The sequence below is a fragment of the Dyella sp. SG562 genome, from assembly GCF_011759495.1.
GTDB lineage: Bacteria > Pseudomonadota > Gammaproteobacteria > Xanthomonadales > Rhodanobacteraceae > Dyella_D > Dyella_D marensis.
In genome coordinates this window covers 120,733-139,047 of sequence record NZ_JAAOYS010000007.1, presented here as the reverse complement: position 1 = coordinate 139,047, position 18,315 = coordinate 120,733, and the positions used below count along the sequence as shown (strand labels likewise).

Here is an 18,315-nt window from a genome sequence, read left to right as displayed (position 1 = left end):
TGGAAATCCGCTGTCACAGAAACGATGCGCGGCCCTTCGGCCCGGTTTCGTCCCAGCCAAGCCTTTGAATCACACGGGAAGCCTTGGCTGACCGTCGCCCGCCGTCACCGGCACCACCGCCGCACGGCCCGCCACCCGAGAACGCATGAACGCCCACGTCGCCCCGCCCGCCAAGCCCGCCCTGCTCGACGCCGATGCCCTGGTGCGCAGCGCCCGCACGGTGATCGCCACCGAGGCGGCTTCGATCCGCGCGCTGGAACCGCGCATCGGCCCCTCCTTCGTGGAGGCCTGCCGCATGATCCTGGGCTGCGCCGGGCGCGTGGTGGTCACCGGCATGGGCAAGTCCGGCCACGTCGGCCGCAAGATCGCCGCCACCCTCGCTTCCACCGGCACGCCGGCGTTCTTCGTGCATCCGGGCGAGGCCAGCCATGGCGACCTGGGCATGATCCTGCCGCAGGACATCGTGCTGGCGCTGTCCAATTCGGGCGAGACCGACGAGGTGCTGTTCATCCTGCCGGTGCTCAAGCGCCAGGGCATTCCGCTGATCGCCATCACCGGCAACGAGCGCTCCTCCCTGGCCGACCAGGCCGACGTGCACCTGGACGCGAGCATCTCGGCCGAAGCTTGCCCGCTGGGCCTGGCCCCGACCGCCAGTACCACCGCTGCGCTGGTGATGGGCGACGCCCTGGCCATCGCCCTGCTGGAGGCGCGCGGCTTCACCTCCGAGGACTTCGCCCGCTCGCATCCGGCCGGCAGCCTGGGGCGCCGCCTGCTGCTGCACATCGGCGACGTCATGCACACCGGCGAGGGCATTCCGAGGGTGGCGCCGGACGCCTCGCTCACCGCCGCGCTGATGGAAATGACCCGCAAGCACCTGGGCATGACCGCCGTGGTCGACGCCGAACAGCGCCTGCTCGGCGTATTCACCGACGGCGACCTGCGCCGCGCCCTGGACGACGAGGACGTCGACCTGCGCGGCGCCACCGTGGCCGAGCTGATGACCCGCGGCCCCAAGACCATCGGCGCCGACAAGCTGGCGATCGAAGCCGCGCAGATGATGGAAAAGCATCAGATTCACGCCCTGCTGGTGGTGGACGAGGCGCAGCGGGTGGTCGGCGCGCTGAACATTCATGATCTGCTCCGCGCGCGCGTGGTGTGATGCCTGGCTGGCGCGGGCAGCCGCGCCGCCGGACAACGCTTCGCCGCCCCATGCGTTCTGCCGGCCGGGCCGTTGACCCGGCCCTCCCCCGAGCCCCTGACCAGACTTCCCCGTGGCCCATTACCTCGACCATCTGCCCGCCGAACTGCTCGCCCGCGCCGCCAGGATCCGGCTCGCGGTCTTCGACGTGGATGGCACCCTCACCGACGGCCGCCTGTGGTACGGCGAGGACGGGCGCGAGACCAAGGTCTTCCACGTGCATGACGGCCTGGGCCTGAAGCTGCTGCAGGCGCACGGCGTGCAGGTGGCCCTGATCACCGCGCGCATCAGCCACCCGGTCGCGCTGCGCGCCGAGGAACTGAACATCGCCCACGTCTACCAGGGCCAGCGCGACAAGCTCGCCTGCTTCCGCGAACTGCTGGCCGCGCTGGGCCTGGAGGCCGAGCAGGCCGCCTTCGTCGGCGACGACCTGCCCGACCTGCCGCCGATGCGCCAGGCCGGCCTGGCCGTGGCCGTAGCCAATGCCCACCCCTGGGTGGCCGAGCAGGCGCACTGGCGTACGGCCAAGACCGGCGGCATGGGCGCCGCGCGCGAAGTGTGCGACCTGATCCTGCTCGCCCAGGGCAAGGCCGAGCAGGAACGGGGGCGCTGGCAGTGAGTCTTCGCGATTACCTGCGCGACCGTCGGCTGACGGTCGCGATCGTCCTGGTCGGCGGCGCCGCCGTGCTCAGCCAGCTGCTGCTGTGGTGGCTGGGGCCGGCGCCCAAGCCCAACGACTTCATCGGCCCGCCGCGTTCCGGCTACACCCTGGCCGACTTCAAGGGCTATGTGTACGGCGAGGACGGCCACCCGACCTTCCGCGTCACCGGCCCGCGCCTGGACCGCCGCGAAGGCGACGACTCGCTCTACCTCGACTCGCCCAAGTTCGAGCTCCCGGCCAAGCAGCCCGGCGTGCCGGACTGGAAGGGCGAATCCCGCTACGGCTGGGTGGACAAGAGCGGCACCCTGCTCAAGCTGCAGGGGCCGGTCTACATGCACCGTCCCGCCTACGGCGACACGCCGCAGGCCGAGCTGCATACCTCCGAGGTCACCGCCTGGCCCAAGGAGAACCGCATGGAAACGGCCGAGCCGGCACAGTTGACGCAAGGCGACAGTAGAATGAGCGGCGTCGGCATGCGTGCCAACCTCACTGACAATCACCTGGAGCTGCTCGATGACAGCCACGGCTCGTTCCCGCCGCGCAAACGGAAGTCCTGACCTCATGCGTAGCCGCCTCCTGTTCGCGCTGGCCACCCTCGCCCTGCTGCCGGCCCTTGCGCTGGCCAAGAAGGACGACCGCAGCCAGCCGATGAATTTCACCGCCAAGTCGACCAACGCCTACAACGCGCCCAACAGCATCACCACGCTTACCGGCAACGTGAAGCTGACCCAGGGCACCCTGCTGATCACCGGCGCCGAGGCCAAGGTCTACCTGGACAAGGACACCCAGATCTCGCGCGTGGTGGTCACCGGCAGCCAGGCGCACATCCAGCAGCTGGACGAGAACAACAACCTGATGCAGGGCGACGCCGCCCAGCTCGACTACGACAACATCAACGGCATCGCCGTGCTCACCGGCAACGCCAAGGTGACCCAGCAGGGCCGCGGTGAATTCCACGGCGACAAGATCACCTACAACACCGACACCAGCCTGATCACCGGCGAGTCCGGCGGCGACGGCCTGGTTCACGGCACCTTCCTGCCCAAGCCCAAGCCGGCCGCCGCGGCGCCCGCCGCCAAGCCGGCCGCGCCGGCACCGGCCAGTTCGGCCCCCAAGCCGGCCACGGCGGCTTCGGCCGCGGGTAAGTAATCGATGCTGTCCGCCGAAGGCCTGCAGAAACGCTTCCGCGCGCGCCAGGTGGTGCGCGACTTCGCTTTTTCCATCCGCGAAGGCGAGGTGGTGGGCCTGCTCGGTCCCAACGGCGCCGGCAAGACCACCTGCTTCTACATGGTGGTGGGCCTGATCGAGGCCGACGCCGGCACCATCAAGCTCGACAAGTACGACATCACCGGCCTGCCGATGCATGCGCGCGCCAAGCTGGGCATCGGCTACCTGCCGCAGGAACCGTCGGTGTTCCGCCGCCTCACCGTGGCCGACAACATCATGGCCGTGCTGGAGCTGCGCGAGAACCTCGGCGCCAAGCAGCGCGCCACCGAACTGGAAAGCCTGCTCGACGAGCTGAAGATCGCGCACATCGCCGACCAGCGCGGCATCAGCCTCTCCGGCGGCGAGCGCCGCCGCGTGGAGATCGCCCGCGCGCTGGCCGCCGAGCCGCGCTACATGCTGCTGGACGAACCCTTCGCCGGCGTCGACCCTATTTCGGTGGGCGAGATCCAGCGCATCGTGCGGCACTTGAAGGAGCGCGGCATCGGCGTGCTGATCACCGATCACAACGTACGTGAGACGCTGGGCATCTGCGACCGCGCCTACATCCTCAACGACGGCGAAGTGCTGTCGCGCGGCACGCCGGCGCACATCCTGGCCGACGAGAAAGTACGCGAGGTCTATCTGGGCCGCGAATTCAGGCTATAAGGCTTTCCTGATGGCCGCGGTGCGCGCGCCGTCACATTCAGCCATTCGGCCTACGCGAGGATCGGCGGGAACCTATGGCCGCTCCTCCCCCTAGGGGTTAGGATGACCCGAAGCTCATCCAAGCCTTTGGGCTCATTCAAAACAGTGGCATGAAACCCGGACTGCAGTTTCGCCTCAATCAACAGCTCACCCTGACGCCGCAATTGCAGCAGGCGATCCGCCTTCTGCAGCTGTCGCAGCTGGAGCTGGAGGCCGAGCTGCGCCAGATCGCCGAGAGCAACCCGCTGCTGGAGTTCTCCGAGGACGCCGCCAACGAGGGCGACAGCGAAGGCGATGGCGAGGCCGCCACCTTCGACGCTCCCACCGAGGCCGCCACCTCCGCCAACGACGGCGACAGCGGCGACGAGCCGGCCGACTGGAGCGAATCCGGCGGCAACGCCGAAGAACCCATCGACTTCTCCTCCGCCGGCGGCAGCCGCAGCAGCGGCGGCGACGAGGACCACTTCGAACCGCAGAACGCCGCGCCGGAGACCCTGCAGGAACACCTGCTGTGGCAGCTCAACCTCACCCACATGAGCCTGCGCGAGCGCACCATCGCCGCGATCATCATCGATGCGCTCAATGCGGACGGTTATCTGGGCGAGACGCTGGAATCGGTCACCGCCGCGGTGCCGGCCGACCTCAAGGCCACCGTCGAGGAAGTCGACGCCGTGCGCCGCCAGGTGCAGCGCTTCGATCCTACCGGCGTGGCCAGCCTGGACCTGCGCGACTGCCTGCGCGTGCAGCTGGAGCAGTTCGATCCGGACCTGCCTCAGCGCGAGCTGGCGCTGCGCATCGTCGACAGCGAGCTTGAGCTGCTGGCGCGCAACGACATCGCCCGCCTGTCGCGCCGACTGCGCGCCAGCGACGAGGAAACCCACGCCGCGGCCATGCTGATCCGCAGCCTGGACCCGCGCCCTGGCGCCGCGCTCGACGTCACCCCGGTGGAATACGTCGCGCCCGACGTCTACGCGCGCAAGGACAGCGGCCGCTGGCGCGTCAGCCTCAATCCCGACTGCCAGCCGCGGCTGGGCCTGAACCAGCATTACTGCAACCTCATCGCGCAGGCCCGCGGCGAAGACGCCAGCTGGATGCGCGGCCAGCTGCAGGAGGCCCGCTGGCTGATCAAGAGCCTGGAATCGCGCGCCGAGACCCTGCTCAAGGTGGCCGAGGCCATCGTGCGCCGGCAGAGCGCCTTCCTCGACTACGGCCCCGAGGCCATGCATCCGCTGGTGCTGCGCGAGGTGGCCGAGGAAGTGGGCATGCACGAGTCCACCATTTCCCGCGTCACCACCCGCAAGTACATCCATACGCCGCGGGGCACCTTCGAACTGAAGCACTTCTTTTCCAGCGGCGTGTCCACGGAAGACGGCGGCAGTGCATCCGCCACCGCCATCCAGGCCATGCTGCGCAAGCTGATCGACGCGGAAGACCCGCGCAAACCCCTGTCCGACCAGGCCATCGCCGAGGAACTGCACCGCAAGGGCATCCAGGTGGCGCGCCGTACGGTCGCCAAATATCGGGAGGCCATGCGAATTCCCAGCTCCAGCGAGCGCCAGCGGGCAGGTTGACCAGCGCGCAAGTGCGCCTGGACGGGAACTTGGCGGGATGGAAAGCGTCCCCATACCAAGAGATGACTGTGATGTGTCGGCGACCATCCGGCACCGGCGCATCGACCCACGCCGCGTCATGCGGCAGTACCAGAGGAGGCGCACCATGCAAGTCCAGCTCAGCGGCCAGAAGATCGAGATCACCCAGGCCCTTCGCGAACGCGTGAACGGCCACTGTGAGCGACTTACCCGCCTCGAAAGCAGACTCCTCGAATTGAGCGTCGTCCTCTCCGTCGACAAGCTGCAGCAACGCTGCGAAGGCACGCTCAAAGTCCCCGGCGCCGCACCGCTCCACGCGGAAGCCACCGAATCGGACATGTACGTCTCCATCGACAACATGTTCGACAAGCTGGTGGCGCAGCTGCGCAAGCACCGCGACAAGGTGTGCGACAAGCACCAGCGCGAAGTGCGCGAGGAACGCCAGTACGGCTGAACCTCGCCGGCCCGCCCCGCCCGCCGGGGCGGGCCGCTCCCAAGCCCGGCCCCAGCCCGTGCCGTCTTGCGGCGCACCAAACCGTCCGAACTGGCACAATGTGCGCCATCGCCGCCGGCCCCTGCCGGGCATCACGCGGTGCAAAGGATTCGGTTTGGACCGGCTTACCGCCCGACAACTCTACGATGGCGTGCACGAGCGCATGGCCCTGCGCTGGGTGGCGGGCATGCGCGGCGAATCGCGGGTGCTCGAGCGCGGCGTGACCGCATCGCGGCGTCCTTCGCTGATCGGCTATCTCAACGTCATCTATCCGAACAAGATCCAGATCATCGGCACCGAGGAGCTGAATTTCCTCGACGCCCTGGATTCGCGCCAGCGCTGGGAAGCGATCAACAAGATCGCCGCCTACCAGCCGGTGGCGATGATCGTCACCAAGGACCAGGCCATTCCCCCCGACCTGCGCGAGGTGGCCGAGGAAACCAACACCCCGCTGTGGATCAGCTCCAAGCGCGGCCACGAGCTGCTCACCTGGATGCAGTACCACCTGGCGCGCATGCTGGCGCCGAAGGTCACCCTGCACGGCGTGTTCCTGGAGGTGTTCTCCATCGGCGTGCTGATCACCGGCGAATCCGGCTCCGGCAAGAGCGAGCTGGCGCTGGAACTGATCAGCCGCGGCCACCGCCTGGTCGCCGACGACGCCACCGAATTCACTCTGATCGCGCCGGACGTGATCGACGGCACCTGCCCCGAGCTGCTGCAGGATCTTCTGGAAGTGCGCGGCCTGGGCGTGCTCAACGTGCGCGAGATGTTCGGCCACACCGCGGTGAAGCCGTCCAAGTACCTGCGCCTGGTGGTGCACTTGAAGCCCATGCGCGAAGGCGAGGACACCGACGGCCTCACCCGCCTCACCGGCGACGTCGGCCACCGCGACATCTTCGAGGTGGCGGTGCCGATGATCACCATTCCCGTCGCGCCCGGCCGCAACCTCGCGGTGCTGGTGGAAGCGGCGGTGCGCAACCATATGCTGAAAAGCAAGGGCATCGATCCCGCCCAGACCTTCATCGACCGGCAGGCCCACCAGATGCGCCGCCTGCCCCCGTGGTGACACGCATGAGCAATGCTTTCCTGACTTCCGACATCCACCAGCCCGACGCGATCCACCTGATCGTGCTCACCGGCATGTCCGGCGGCGGCAAGACCGTCGCGCTGCGCGCGCTGGAAGACCTGGAGTTCTACTGCGTCGACAACCTGCCCACCGCCCTGCTGCCCGAGCTGGTGGCCGCAGTGAGCCACGGCGCCGTGGCCGGGCGCCGCCAGAACATCGCGGTGGGCGTGGACGTGCGCAACCGCGGCGAGGATTTCCTGCGCATGCCCACCGTGCTGTCCGAGCTGGCGGCGGCGGGCGTGCAGGTGCACCTGGTCTTCATCGACTGCCGCGACGAAGTGCTGATCAAGCGCTATTCCGAAACGCGCCGGCGCCATCCGCTCTCGGTGCTGGGCCTGTCGCTGTCCGACGCCATCGCGGAGGAACGCAAGCTGCTGCGTCCGCTGATCGCCATCGCCGAGAAGGTGATCGATTCCAGCGAATTGAACGTGCACCAGCTGCGCCGTCTGATCGCCACCGACTACGCCCAGGCCACCGACGGCCTGACCCTGATGTTCACCTCCTTCGCCTACCGCCGCGGCCTGCCGCTGGACGCCGACTTCGTGTTCGACGCGCGCTGCCTGCCCAATCCGCACTGGGAACCGCGCCTGCGGCCGCTGTCCGGCAAGGACGCGCCGGTGCGCGAATACCTGGAAGCGCAGCCGCTGGTGGAGGAATACTTCGACGACACCGTGCGCTGGCTCGACGCGTGGCTGCCGCGCTTCGCCTCGGACGACCGCAGCTACGTCACCGTGGCGATCGGCTGCACCGGCGGGCGGCATCGTTCGGTCTACCTGGTGGAGCGGCTTGCCGCCCACTACCGTGCGCGGCACGAAGGCGCCCTCACCTTCCATCGCGAGCTCGAGTGATGAAGGCTCAATCCTTACTTAGCGCAGGAGTCCGGCCATGAGCGTCGGCGTGCTGCTGATGACCCACGAGGCGGTCGGCCATGCGCTGATCTCCGCCGCCCACCACGTGCTGCCCAAGCTGCCGTTGCAGGTGGAGGCCGTGGAAGTGCCGCCCTCGGCCGATCCGGACGTGATGCGCACCCTCACCGCCAGGCATGCGCGCGAGCTGGACACCGGCGACGGCGTGCTGGTGCTGGCCGACCTGTACGGCGCCACGCCGTGCAATATCGGCCTGTCGCTGGGCAAGCTCGGCGTCCACCTGCGCTGCGTCTCGGGCCTGAACCTGCCGATGCTGCTGCGCGTTCTCAACTATGCCGAAAAGCCGCTGGACGAACTGGCGGAAGTGGCTGCCAGCGGCGGCCGCGGAGGAATCTTCATCGACCATGCTTGAAAAAGAGATTGTCGTATCCAACAAACTGGGGCTGCACGCCCGCGCATCGGCCAAGCTGGTGCAGCTCGTGCAGGGTTTCAAATCCACCGTGTGGCTGATCAGCAAGGGCCGCGAGGTCAATGCGCAAAGCATCATGGGCGTGATGATGCTGGCCGCCGGCATCGGCACCCCGCTCACCGTGCGCGCCGAAGGCGCGGACGAAGAGCAGGCGCTGGACGCGGTGGTGGACCTGTTCGACCGGAAGTTCGACGAAGGAGCCTGATGTGGAGTTGCCCATGGCGCAGAGGACACGAAGCTTGAACCGCCGCACGCCGCAAGGCGCGCCGCACGCTTCGTTGCCGGTCCGCCGCCATGGAGCCGCCGCATGAGGCACGTGCTGCCCGGCTCCAACGCCTCCCGCGGCATGGCCCTGGGCCGCGCGCGGCTGGTGCAGCCGAGCCGCTATCTGGTCGACACGCGTCCGCTGGCCGAGGACGAAGTCGACGCCGAGCTGGAAAAACTCCACCGCGCGCTCGACACCGCCCGCCAGGAACTGCGCGAACTGCGCGGCAAGCTGCACGGCGCGCTGGCGCGCGAAGTCAACGAATTCATCGACGCGCACAGCCTGCTGCTGGACGACCAGGAACTGCTGCGCGGCCTGGACGACCTGGTCCGCATCGGCCACTACCGCCCCGGCGCCGCGCTTAAGAAACAGCGCGACCGCCTCGCCGCGGTGTTCGAAGCGATGGACGACCCCTACCTGCGCAGCCGCAAGGAAGACGTCGACCAGGTCATCAACCGCGTCATCTCCGCCCTGCAGCGCCAGACCAGCCGCGAGGAGCGCAAGCTCGCCGCGCGCGTGGGCGAGATCCTGATCGCCGACACCATCGCGCCGGCCGACATGGCGCAACTGGCCGGCAATGGCCTGCTCGGCGTGGTGGCCAGTTCCGGCAGCCCGTATTCGCACAGCGCCATCCTGGCGCGCAGCCTGGACCTGCCCATGCTGGTCGGCGTGCGCGACGCGCTCGCCACCATCCACGACGACGACCTGATCCTGCTCGACGCCGAACGCGGCGAAGCGGTGGTGCATCCCACTGCGCAGGACCTGGCCCGCTACCGCGCCTGGCAGCGCGAGGCACAGCAGGAAGGCCGCCGCCTGGCCTCGCTGGCGAATGCGCCCACGCGCACCCGCGACGGCACCGACATCCGCCTGCTCGCCAATGCCGAGACCAGCGCCGACATCGCCATGGCGCGTTCGCGCGGCGCCGACGGCGTGGGCCTTTACCGCACCGAATTCCTGTTCCTGCGCCACAAGGGCCTGCCGTCCGAGGACGAGCAGTTCATCGCCTACCGCGACCTGGTGCTGGGCATGGGCGGCCTGCCGGTGACCATCCGCACGCTGGACCTGGGCGCGGACAAGGCCGACGCGGCGGGACTGGCATTGCGCGGCGAAGAAAACCCCGCGCTGGGCGTGCGCGGCGTGCGCCTGTCGCTGCGCTATCCGGCGGTGTTCACCACGCAGATCCGCGCCATCCTGCGCGCCGCCTGCTACGGCCCCGTGCGCGTGCTGGTGCCGATGGTCACCCAGCCGGACGAACTGATCGCCGTGCGCACGCTGTTCAAGCTGGCGCGCCAGGACTTGAAGCGCGAGAACATCGACCTGCCGGAAAAACTGCAGCTCGGCGCAATGATCGAAGTGCCCGCGGCGGCCATCAACGTGCGCTCGCTGCTGGAGCACGCGGACTTCCTCGCCATCGGCACCAACGACCTGGCGCAGTACGTGCTGGCCTCGGACCGCGGCAACGACGCGCTCGACAATATCTACAACCCGCTGCAGCCGGCCCTGCTGCGGCTGATCTCCTACGTGATCACCAGCGGCCGCCGCGCCGGCAAGCCGGTGAGCCTGTGCGGCGAGATCGGCGGCGACACCAAGTTCACCGCCCTGCTGCTGGCGCTGGGCCTGTGCGAATTCAGCATGCACTCCAGCCAGCTGCTGCACGTGCGCGACCGCATCGCGGCGCTCAACCACAAGGGTCTGCGGCGGCTGGCGCCGGCGATCCTGCGTTGCCGGACGCATGAGGAAGCGGAAGATCTTTTGTCGCGCATCACCTGCTGAAGCACGTGGACGGCGAGCGTAGGTTGGGGTGAGCCGAAGGCGAACCCCAACATGTCTACACGCCGCCGCATCGTTGGGGTTCGCTGCGCTCACCCCAACCTACGTCAGGCTCGCGCGTTGACCAGAAACGCATCCAGCAAGGCCCCGCGATACTTCTCCCGCTGCGTCAGCAGGAACAGCTTGCGCCGCAGATCCAGGAACGGCGTGTGCAGCGCTTCCAGGCGTCCGGTCGCCAATGCGTCGGTCACCGCCACCGCCGGCAAACAGGCGATGCCCAGCCCCGCCACCACCGCCTGCTTGATCGCTTCGATCTGATCCAGCTCCAGCACGGTCTCGCCCGGCGGCAGCTGGGCCAGCACGCGTTCGTTGCTGGCGCGCGTGGCCGAGCCGGGTTCGCGCAGCACCCAGCGCGCGCCGGCGAAGTCCTGCGGACGCAGCTGGCCGCGGCGGGCCAGCGAGTGGTCGGGCGAGGCGCAGACCACCAGCAGGTCGTCGCGCCACGGCTCCATCTCCAGCGCCGGATGCACCACCGGCCCTTCCACGCAGCCCACGTCCAGTTCGTGCGCGAGCAAGGCGGCGGCGATCGCATCGGTATTGGCCACGCGCAAACGGATCGCCACCTGCGGATGCGCCCGCACGAAATCCCCCAGCAGCGCGCCGACCAGATAATTGCCCACCGTATTGCTGGCGCCGATGCGCAGCTCGCCCGCCAGCGAGGCGGCGCCGCCGCGGCCCAGGCGGCCGAATTCGGCGTAGCGCTCCAGCAGCTCCTGCGCCAGCGGCAGCAGCTCGCGGCCGCGGGTGTTCAGCCGCAGCCGGCCCCGCTCGCGGGCGAATACCGGGGCGTCCAGCTGCCGCTCCATCTCGGCCAGGGCCATGCTCGCGGCCGGCTGGGTCAGGTGCAGGGCCTCGGCGGCGGCGCGGACGCTGCCCAGGCGGGCGATCTGCACGAAGACCTCCAGCTGGCGCGGGCTGATATTGATCATCAGCTGATCTTATTCCATCGATCAGATATTTAAAGTTTTCCTGATCGAAAGGCCCCGGGACAATGCCTCGACTTCGAGGACACCCGCATGGCCGCCACCACCATCCCCACCACCCCCGCCCCCTCCTTCGGCCAGCGCGCCCCAGGCCTGCTGCTGGCGGTGCTGGTGGCCCTGGCGGCGCTGGGCCTGGGCCGGGTCGCGCCGCTGGTGGGCGGGCCGGTGTTCGGCATCGTGCTGGGTATCCTGGTGCGCAACGTGTTCGCGCCGGGCGGCACCTATACCCCGGGCATCCAGTTCGCCGGCAAGCAGGTGCTGCAGTGGTCGATCATCGCGCTGGGCTTCGGGCTGAGCCTGGACCAGGTGGCCCGCACCGGCCTGGAATCGCTGTCGGTCACCCTGGTCACCATCACGGTGGCCTTCCTGGCCGCCTGGGGCCTGGGCCGCGCGCTGAAGGTGCAGGACAAGCTGAAGATCCTGATCGGCGTCGGCACCGCGATCTGCGGCGGCTCAGCCATCGCCGCGGTCACGCCGATCATCAAGCCGGACGAGCACGACACCGCCTTCGCCATCTCCACCATCTTCCTGTTCAACCTGGTCGCGGTGCTGCTGTTCCCGCTGCTGGGCCATGTGCTGCACCTCTCGGACCTGGGCTTCGGCCTGTGGGCCGGCACGGCGATCAACGACACCTCCTCGGTGGTCGCGGCCGGCTACAGCTTCAGCAAGGCGGCGGGCGACTACGCCACCATCGTCAAGCTCACCCGCGCGACGCTGATCATCCCGATCTGCCTGGTGCTGGCCCTGCTGGTGGCCTGGCGCGAGAAGAAGCAGGGCCAGAGCGACTTCAGCCTGAAGAAGATCTTCCCCTGGTTCATCCTGTGGTTCCTGGTCGCCTCGGGCCTGCGCACGGCCGGCCTGATTCCGGCCGCGATCCAGCCGGCGATCCATATGGCCGCCGAATTCCTGATCATCGTGGCGCTGACCGCGATCGGCCTGTCGGCCAACCTGCGCCGCATGGCCTCGACCGGCGCACGGCCGGTCCTGCTGGGCCTGGGCGTATGGGCGGCAGTGTCGGTCAGCAGCCTGCTGGTGCAGCTGGCGATCGGCCAGCTTTGATCAGGCCTTGCCCTGCTCGACCAGGGTGAGCGCCACCTTGTCGCGCAGATAGACCGGCAGGGCCAGTTCCGGCGCCTGCGCATGGCCGGCGCGGAATTCGCGCACCGCCAGTTCCGCGATGTGCTCGGCCTGCGGATAGCAGTCGCCGCGTTCGGACAGCACGGGCGCCGCGATCCGCTCCAGCAGCACGCCCGCATAGGTGGCCCAGCCCGAACCCACCACATGCCAGCCCTCGGCCCGCGGCAGGCGCAGCGCTTCCGGCGGGCAGACCCGCTCCTCGTCCAGCGCCACCAGGCCGCCGAAGGCGTCGCGCCGGTAAGCAGCTGCATAGACCTCGCCCATGCGCGCGTCGATCACCGCCAGGATCGCGCCCTCGCTTTCCGGCGCCTCCAGCGCCAGCGCGGCCAGCGACGACACCGTCACCACCGGCCGGTCCAGCGCCAGCGCCATGCCCTGCGCCAGCGAGATGGCCAGCCGCACGCCGGTGAACGCACCCGGCCCGCGGCCCACCGCGATCGCATCCAGCGCATGGCGGCCCAGGCCGGCCTCGGCCAGCAGGCTGTCGGCCATGGGCAGCACCAGTTCGGCGTGGCGGCGGGGCGCGATTTCGCTGCGGGCGATGACCCGGTCGCCATGGACCAGGGCGACGGAACAGGCTTCGGTGGAGGTTTCGATGGCGAGCAGATTCATAGGGGCACCATGGTAGCCGCTGGCGTCATGCCAGGTCGCCATCACAGCGCCCGCACCGGGCACGCCGCGGGCACTTCCGGGCCCATTCCGGGCAACGCGGCGGCGGGCGCCGGTTCGCTTCCGAATCCTTCGCGGCCGTGTCGATTTCCCTCCCGGCCGTTCGTCGCCTAGGCAAGAGACCCATCCATGGGCTCCAGGCCAACCCGAAGAGGAGATACCCCCATGCGTTTCATGCTGATGGTCCGCGCCACCCAGGATTCCGAAGCCGGCGCGATGCCGAGCGAAGCGATCCTCACCGCCATGGGCAAGTACAACGAGGAACTGGTCAAGGCCGGCGTCCTGCTCGCCGGCGAAGGCCTGCATCCGAGTTCGCGCGGCGCCCGCGTGCGTTTCGCCGGCAGCCAGCGCACCGTGATCGACGGCCCGTTCGCCGAGACCAAGGAGCTGATCGCCGGCTTCTGGCTGATCCAGGTGAAGTCGCTGGAAGAAGCCATCGAGTGGGTGAAGCGCTGCCCGAATCCGTTCGAAGGCGAATCCGACATCGAGATCCGCCGCGTGTTCGAAGCCGAAGACTTCGGCGCCGAATTCACTCCCGAGCTGCGCGAGCAGGAAGAACGCCTGCGCGCCCAAGTCGCCGCCCGTCCCGCCCACTGATCCTTTTCACTCACCCCAGGAGCCGCACCCATGATCGTCCAGCCCTATCTCCACTTCGAAGGCCGTTGCGATGAAGCCATCGAGTTCTACAAGCAGGCCGTCGACGCCAAGGTCGACATGCTGATGCGCTACAAGGACAGCCCCGTGTCGCCGCAGGAAGGCTGCACGCCGGCGCCGGGCTTCGAGGACAAAGTGATGCACTCGGCCTTCCGCATCGGCGAGACCACGGTGATGGCCACCGACGGCTTCAACAGCGGCAAGACCGCCTTCAGCGGCTTCTCGCTCTCGCTCACCTGCGCCACCGACGCCGAGGCGCGCAAGCGCTTCGACGCGCTGGCCGAAGGCGGCACTGTCACCATGCCGCTGGACAAGACCTTCTTCACCTCCAGCTTCGGCATGCTCACCGACAAGTTCGGCGTGGACTGGATGATCCTCACGATGCAACAGCAGTAAAAACTCCCCTAGTGAACCCTTCTCCCTCCGGCGACCCGAAGGTAGTCCCCGTGGGAGAGAAGGTGCCGGCAGGCGGATGAGGGTTCGGCCGGAGCGGTGCACATCACCCTTGCGCTCCGCCCGCACCCTCACCCCAACCCCTCTCCCAGGGGAGAGGGGCCTCATCAACCGTCTTGCGTCCTGAGACGGCGGGGTGCTCTGATCGCCCCCCATGACCGCCTCCGACATCCATCGCACCATCGACGCCGTCTGGCGCATCGAATCGGCCAAACTCATCGCCGGACTCGCGCGCATGGTGCGCGACGTCGGCCTGGCCGAGGAACTGGCCCAGGACGCGCTCGTCGCGGCGCTGGAGCAATGGCCCAGCAGCGGCGTGCCGGACAACCCCGGCGCCTGGCTGATGACCACCGCCAAGCACCGCGCCATCGACCGCCTGCGCCGGCACAAGCTGCTGGAGCGCAAACACGAGGAAATCGGCCGCGACCTGGAAGCGGAGCAGGAACTGGCTTACTCCGAGGTGGAACTCGCCGCCGACGACCATATCGGCGACGACATGCTGCGGCTGGTGTTCACCGCCTGCCATCCGGTGCTGTCGATGGAAGCGCGCGTCGCGCTCACCCTGCGCCTGCTTGGCGGCCTCACCACCGACGAGATCGCGCGCGCCTTCCTGGTGCCCGAACCCACCGTGGCGCAGCGCATCGTGCGCGCCAAGCGCACGCTGGCCGAGGCCAAGGTGCCGTTCGAAGTACCGCGCGGCGAGGAACTGCACGAGCGGCTGGCCTCGGTGCTCGGCGTCATCTATCTGATCTTCAACGAAGGCTATTCCGCCACCGCCGGCGACGACTGGATGCGCCCCGCGCTATGCGAGGAAGCGCTGCGCCTGGGCCGCGTGCTGGCCGAGCTGGTGCCGCGCGAACCGGAGGCGCATGGCCTGTCCGCGCTGATGGAAATCCAGGCCTCGCGCGCCAAGGCGCGCACCGGCCCCACCGGCGAGCCGATCCTGCTGCTGGACCAGAACCGCGCGCAGTGGGACCGCTTGCTGATCAGCCGCGGCCTGGCCTCGCTGGAACGCGCCGAGCGCCTGTCCGAACAGCGCGGCATCTACACCAGCCAGGCCGCCATCGCCGCCTGCCACGCGCGTGCGCGCACCGCCGAGGCCACCGACTGGCGGCGCATCGCCACGCTGTACGCGGAGCTGGCGCAGATCGCGCCCTCGCCGGTAGTGGAATTGAACCGCGCGGTGGCGGTGTCGATGGCCGCGGGTCCGGCGGCGGCGCTGGTGATCGTGGAAGGCCTGGTCAACGAGCCTTCGCTGAAGAACTACCACCTGCTGCCCAGCGTGCGCGGCGACCTGCTGCGCAAGCTCGGCCGCATGGACGAAGCCAGGCGCGAATTCGAACGCGCCGCTTCGCTCACGCGCAACGTGCGCGAGAAAGAACTGCTGATGGAGCGCGCCCGCACCTGCGAGTAGGTTGGGGCGACAACCCCAACATCGGCACGATATGCGCTACGCGATGTTGGGGTTATCACCCCAACCTACGTCGTCGCGCTCTCCGCGAAGAATGCCTGCACCTCGCCCAGCTCCTTGGTCCGCGGCATCGGCGGCAGGCTGGCCATGAACAGCCGCCCATAGCCCTTGCTGCTCAGGCGCGGATCGCACAGCACCAGCACGCCGCGGTCGCGCACGTCGCGGATCAGCCGGCCCACGCCCTGCTTCAGCGCGATCACCGCATTGGGCACCTGCCAGCCCATGAAGGGATTGATGCCGGACTGCTCCAGCGCCTCCAGCCGCGCCTGCAGCACCGGGTCGTCCGGCGCGGCGAACGGCAGCTTGTCGATCACCACCACGCTCAGCGCCTCGCCGGCCACGTCCACGCCTTCCCAGAAACTGGCCGCGCCGAGCAGCACGCCATGGCCGCTGGCGCGGAAATCCTCCAGCAGCCGATGCCGCGGCGCCGTGCCCTGCACGAACAGCGGCCACGGCACGCGGCCTTCCAGCAGCTCGGCCGCGCGGCGCAGCGCGCGATGCGAAGTGAACAGCAGGAATGCGCGGCCGTTCGATGCGTGCAGCACCGGCAGCACCGCATCGACCACGCGTTCGGTGTAGTCGCGCGCGGCGGGGTCGGGCAGGCCCGGCGGCAGATAGCACAGCGCCTGGCGCGCGTAATCGAACGGGCTTTCCAGGCTCAGCGTGACCGGATCGTCCAGCCCCAGCTGCCGCGCGAAATGCCCGAACTGCCCCGCCACCGACAAGGTGGCCGAGGTATGGATCCACGCCGCCTGTGCGCGCTCGCGCAAGGCGCGCATCGGCGCGGCAAGGTCCAGCGGCGTGGCATGCAGTGCGAAGCCGCGCGGGAACAGCTCGTACCAGCGCACATCCTGCTCGTCCGCCTGCTCGACGATGCGGTCCAGCCGCTCGCTGTACAGCGCCGCGCGCTCATGCGCATTGGCGAAACCGCGCGAGCGTTCCGCCTGCGAGGCCAGCACGTCGGTCAGCGCGGCCAGCAGCTCGCGCACGTCGTGCAGCGACTCCGACACCGCGGACGATTGTTCCAGCTGATGGAACGGCCCGCGTTCCGGCAGCGCATCCATCGCCAGGCGCAGCTTGCGCACCGCCTCGCGCAGCGATTCCACCGGCTCCAGCACCAGCCCGATCGCGCCGGTGATGCCATTGCATTCGCCCAGCGCATCCTGCGCCAGCTCGGTGAGCTGCCGCGCGCTGATGCTCTGCGAAAAGAACTGGCCGGCGAGTTCCGGCACCTGGTGCGCCTCGTCCAGGATGAACGCCTGCGCGCCCGGCAGGATCTCGCCGAAGCCTTCCTGCTTCAGCGCCAGGTCGGCGAACAGCAGATGGTGATTGACCACCACCAGGTCAGCCTCTTGCGCCTCGCGCCGCGCCTTCACCACGTGGCAGTCGTCGAAGAACGGACACTCCACGCCGATGCAGTTCTCCGGCGTCGAGGTGACGCGCGGCCACATCGGCGATTCCTCCGGCACGTCGGCCAGCTCCATGCGGTCGCCCTGCCGCGTGCGCGCCGACCACGCACGGATCGCCGCCAGCTGCGAAGCCTGCACGCGGTCGAACGTGGCGCCTTCGCGCACGGTCTGGTCGAGGCGATACAGGCACAGGTAATTCGCGCGCCCCTTGAGCAGCGCCGTCTTCAGGCGCGCGCCGAGCACCGAACGCACCTTCGGCAGGTCGCGGAAATACAGCTGGTCCTGCAGCGCCTTGGTGCCGGTCGAAACGATCACCCGCTCGCCCGACAGCAAGGCCGGCACCAGGTAGGCATAGGTTTTACCGGTGCCCGTGCCAGCTTCCGCAATCAGCGTCTCGCGCTCGGCAATCGCATGCTCCACCGCGCGCGCCATCGCCTGCTGGGCGGCGCGCGGAGCGAAGTTGGGCAGTTCGCGGGCGAAGGGGCCATCCGCGCCCAGCAGCGCGGATATGTCGGTGTCGGTCATGCGGGCAAGTATCGCCGACGGGGAACGCACACGTCATGCGGCATCTACTCCCTCTCCCCGGAGGGGAGAGGGAGCAAGCCTTAGTAACGCGGCACGCCTTCCACGTGGCACTGCTTCACCCACTTCCCCGCCGTAGCCGCGGCGCCCTGGTCGCCCGCGCGATCGCGCAGCTCTTCGATGGTCTGCCAGTTGCGCGCGCACAGCGGTCCCAGGCGCGGACCGATTTCCCAGGACTTGCGCGCGAGCTGTTCGGCGGTGGTGTAGTCCTTCAAGCGGATCGCAAGCTCCGCGCGGTCCTGCAGCAGGTCCGGCGAATTCGGGCTGAGCTTGATCGCCGAGTCGAGCTTCGCGGCCGCCGCATCGAACTGCCCCGTGCGCACGTCGGCCTGCGCGGCATCCTGCAGCGACGCCACGCCCGGATCGCGCAGCGGATGCACGTCGATCACCGACTTCTCCTTGTCCCCCGCCGCCTGGATCGACGCCAGGATGTCGGCGTCCGAACGCGTCGGGCGAGTCGCCTGCGACGGTGCGGCAGGCTGGTTGCAGGCGGCCAGCGCGAGCGTGGCCAGGACGGTGGAAGCGAGCAGCAGACGGCGATACGGCATG

20 protein-coding genes are annotated in these 18,315 nt (G+C 69.0%); 16 read left to right on the top strand and 4 right to left on the bottom strand.

What is annotated here, in order from left to right; genetic code table 11:
- Positions 1-145: 145 nt before the first annotated feature.
- From FHW84_RS14270 to ptsP, 12 genes are all read left to right on the top strand, one after another.
- Entirely contained in the window at positions 146-1,159 is a 1,014-nt protein-coding gene (locus FHW84_RS14270) for a KpsF/GutQ family sugar-phosphate isomerase (RefSeq protein ID WP_167256632.1), read from the top strand.
- Between the two features lie 112 nt (positions 1,160-1,271).
- Entirely contained in the window at positions 1,272-1,817 is a 546-nt protein-coding gene (locus FHW84_RS14265) for an HAD family hydrolase (protein WP_167256630.1), read from the top strand.
- Complete coding sequence (lptC, locus tag FHW84_RS14260) at positions 1,814-2,416, top strand: LPS export ABC transporter periplasmic protein LptC (protein WP_167256628.1); 603 nt, start codon at positions 1,814-1,816, stop codon at positions 2,414-2,416. Before FHW84_RS14265 ends, lptC begins: the two co-directional genes overlap by 4 nt.
- A 4-nt stretch (positions 2,417-2,420) precedes the next feature.
- Complete coding sequence (lptA, locus tag FHW84_RS14255) at positions 2,421-3,008, top strand: lipopolysaccharide transport periplasmic protein LptA (RefSeq protein ID WP_243868121.1); 588 nt, start codon at positions 2,421-2,423, stop codon at positions 3,006-3,008.
- Between the two features lie 3 nt (positions 3,009-3,011).
- Positions 3,012-3,731, top strand: a complete 720-nt coding sequence (lptB, locus tag FHW84_RS14250; RefSeq protein WP_167256624.1) for an LPS export ABC transporter ATP-binding protein — start codon at positions 3,012-3,014, stop codon at positions 3,729-3,731.
- Between the two features lie 149 nt (positions 3,732-3,880).
- Positions 3,881-5,341: an RNA polymerase factor sigma-54 gene (locus FHW84_RS14245; RefSeq protein ID WP_167256622.1), complete on the top strand. Its 1,461-nt coding sequence runs from the start codon at positions 3,881-3,883 to the stop codon at positions 5,339-5,341.
- A gap of 145 nt (positions 5,342-5,486) precedes the next feature.
- Positions 5,487-5,813: a ribosome-associated translation inhibitor RaiA gene (gene raiA / locus FHW84_RS14240; RefSeq protein ID WP_167256620.1), complete on the top strand. Its 327-nt coding sequence runs from the start codon at positions 5,487-5,489 to the stop codon at positions 5,811-5,813.
- Positions 5,814-5,967: 154 nt separating this feature from the next.
- Positions 5,968-6,918, top strand: coding sequence for an HPr(Ser) kinase/phosphatase (gene hprK, locus FHW84_RS14235; protein ID WP_167256618.1), 951 nt, complete (start codon positions 5,968-5,970; stop codon positions 6,916-6,918).
- Between the two features lie 5 nt (positions 6,919-6,923).
- Positions 6,924-7,826, top strand: coding sequence for an RNase adapter RapZ (gene rapZ / locus FHW84_RS14230; protein WP_167256616.1), 903 nt, complete (start codon positions 6,924-6,926; stop codon positions 7,824-7,826).
- Between the two features lie 37 nt (positions 7,827-7,863).
- A complete protein-coding gene (locus tag FHW84_RS14225; RefSeq protein WP_167256615.1) occupies positions 7,864-8,256 on the top strand; it encodes a PTS fructose IIA subunit family protein in 393 nt (130 codons plus the stop codon).
- Entirely contained in the window at positions 8,249-8,518 is a 270-nt protein-coding gene (locus tag FHW84_RS14220; RefSeq protein ID WP_167256613.1) for an HPr family phosphocarrier protein, read from the top strand. The genes FHW84_RS14225 and FHW84_RS14220 overlap by 8 nt, the downstream gene beginning before the upstream one ends.
- Positions 8,519-8,620: 102 nt before the next feature.
- The gene (ptsP, locus tag FHW84_RS14215) at positions 8,621-10,351 is read left to right on the top strand and encodes a phosphoenolpyruvate--protein phosphotransferase (protein WP_167256611.1); all 1,731 of its coding nucleotides are present in this window, start codon (positions 8,621-8,623) and stop codon (positions 10,349-10,351) included.
- A gap of 104 nt (positions 10,352-10,455) precedes the next feature.
- On the opposite strand, the gene FHW84_RS14210 is transcribed toward ptsP, so the two are convergent.
- Positions 10,456-11,337 carry a LysR family transcriptional regulator gene (locus FHW84_RS14210; protein ID WP_167256609.1) on the bottom strand — a complete coding sequence of 294 codons (882 nt, stop codon included), beginning with the start codon at positions 11,335-11,337 and terminating at the stop codon, positions 10,456-10,458.
- Positions 11,338-11,424: 87 nt separating this feature from the next.
- On the opposite strand from FHW84_RS14210, the gene FHW84_RS14205 reads away from it, so the two are divergent.
- On the top strand, positions 11,425-12,450 hold the full coding sequence (locus FHW84_RS14205) for a putative sulfate exporter family transporter (protein ID WP_167256607.1): 1,026 nt from the start codon (positions 11,425-11,427) through the stop codon (positions 12,448-12,450).
- On the opposite strand, the gene tsaB is transcribed toward FHW84_RS14205, so the two are convergent.
- Positions 12,451-13,140, bottom strand: coding sequence for a tRNA (adenosine(37)-N6)-threonylcarbamoyltransferase complex dimerization subunit type 1 TsaB (tsaB, locus tag FHW84_RS14200; RefSeq protein WP_167256605.1), 690 nt, complete (start codon positions 13,138-13,140; stop codon positions 12,451-12,453).
- A 222-nt stretch (positions 13,141-13,362) separates the two neighbouring features.
- On the opposite strand from tsaB, the gene FHW84_RS14195 reads away from it, so the two are divergent.
- The 3 genes from FHW84_RS14195 (at position 13,363) to FHW84_RS14185 (ending at position 15,718) form a co-directional block, all read left to right on the top strand.
- Positions 13,363-13,794, top strand: a complete 432-nt coding sequence (locus tag FHW84_RS14195; RefSeq protein ID WP_167256603.1) for a YciI family protein — start codon at positions 13,363-13,365, stop codon at positions 13,792-13,794.
- 30 nt (positions 13,795-13,824) lie between these two features.
- Positions 13,825-14,247, top strand: coding sequence for a VOC family protein (locus FHW84_RS14190; protein ID WP_167256601.1), 423 nt, complete (start codon positions 13,825-13,827; stop codon positions 14,245-14,247).
- A 211-nt stretch (positions 14,248-14,458) separates the two neighbouring features.
- Complete coding sequence (locus FHW84_RS14185; protein ID WP_167256599.1) at positions 14,459-15,718, top strand: RNA polymerase sigma factor; 1,260 nt, start codon at positions 14,459-14,461, stop codon at positions 15,716-15,718.
- A gap of 65 nt (positions 15,719-15,783) precedes the next feature.
- Here FHW84_RS14185 and FHW84_RS14180 read toward each other — a convergent pair whose 3' ends face one another.
- Complete coding sequence (locus FHW84_RS14180; protein WP_167256597.1) at positions 15,784-17,709, bottom strand: ATP-dependent DNA helicase; 1,926 nt, start codon at positions 17,707-17,709, stop codon at positions 15,784-15,786.
- A gap of 80 nt (positions 17,710-17,789) precedes the next feature.
- On the bottom strand, positions 17,790-18,314 hold the full coding sequence (locus tag FHW84_RS14175) for a tetratricopeptide repeat protein (RefSeq protein ID WP_167256595.1): 525 nt from the start codon (positions 18,312-18,314) through the stop codon (positions 17,790-17,792).
- Position 18,315 lies beyond the last annotated feature (1 nt).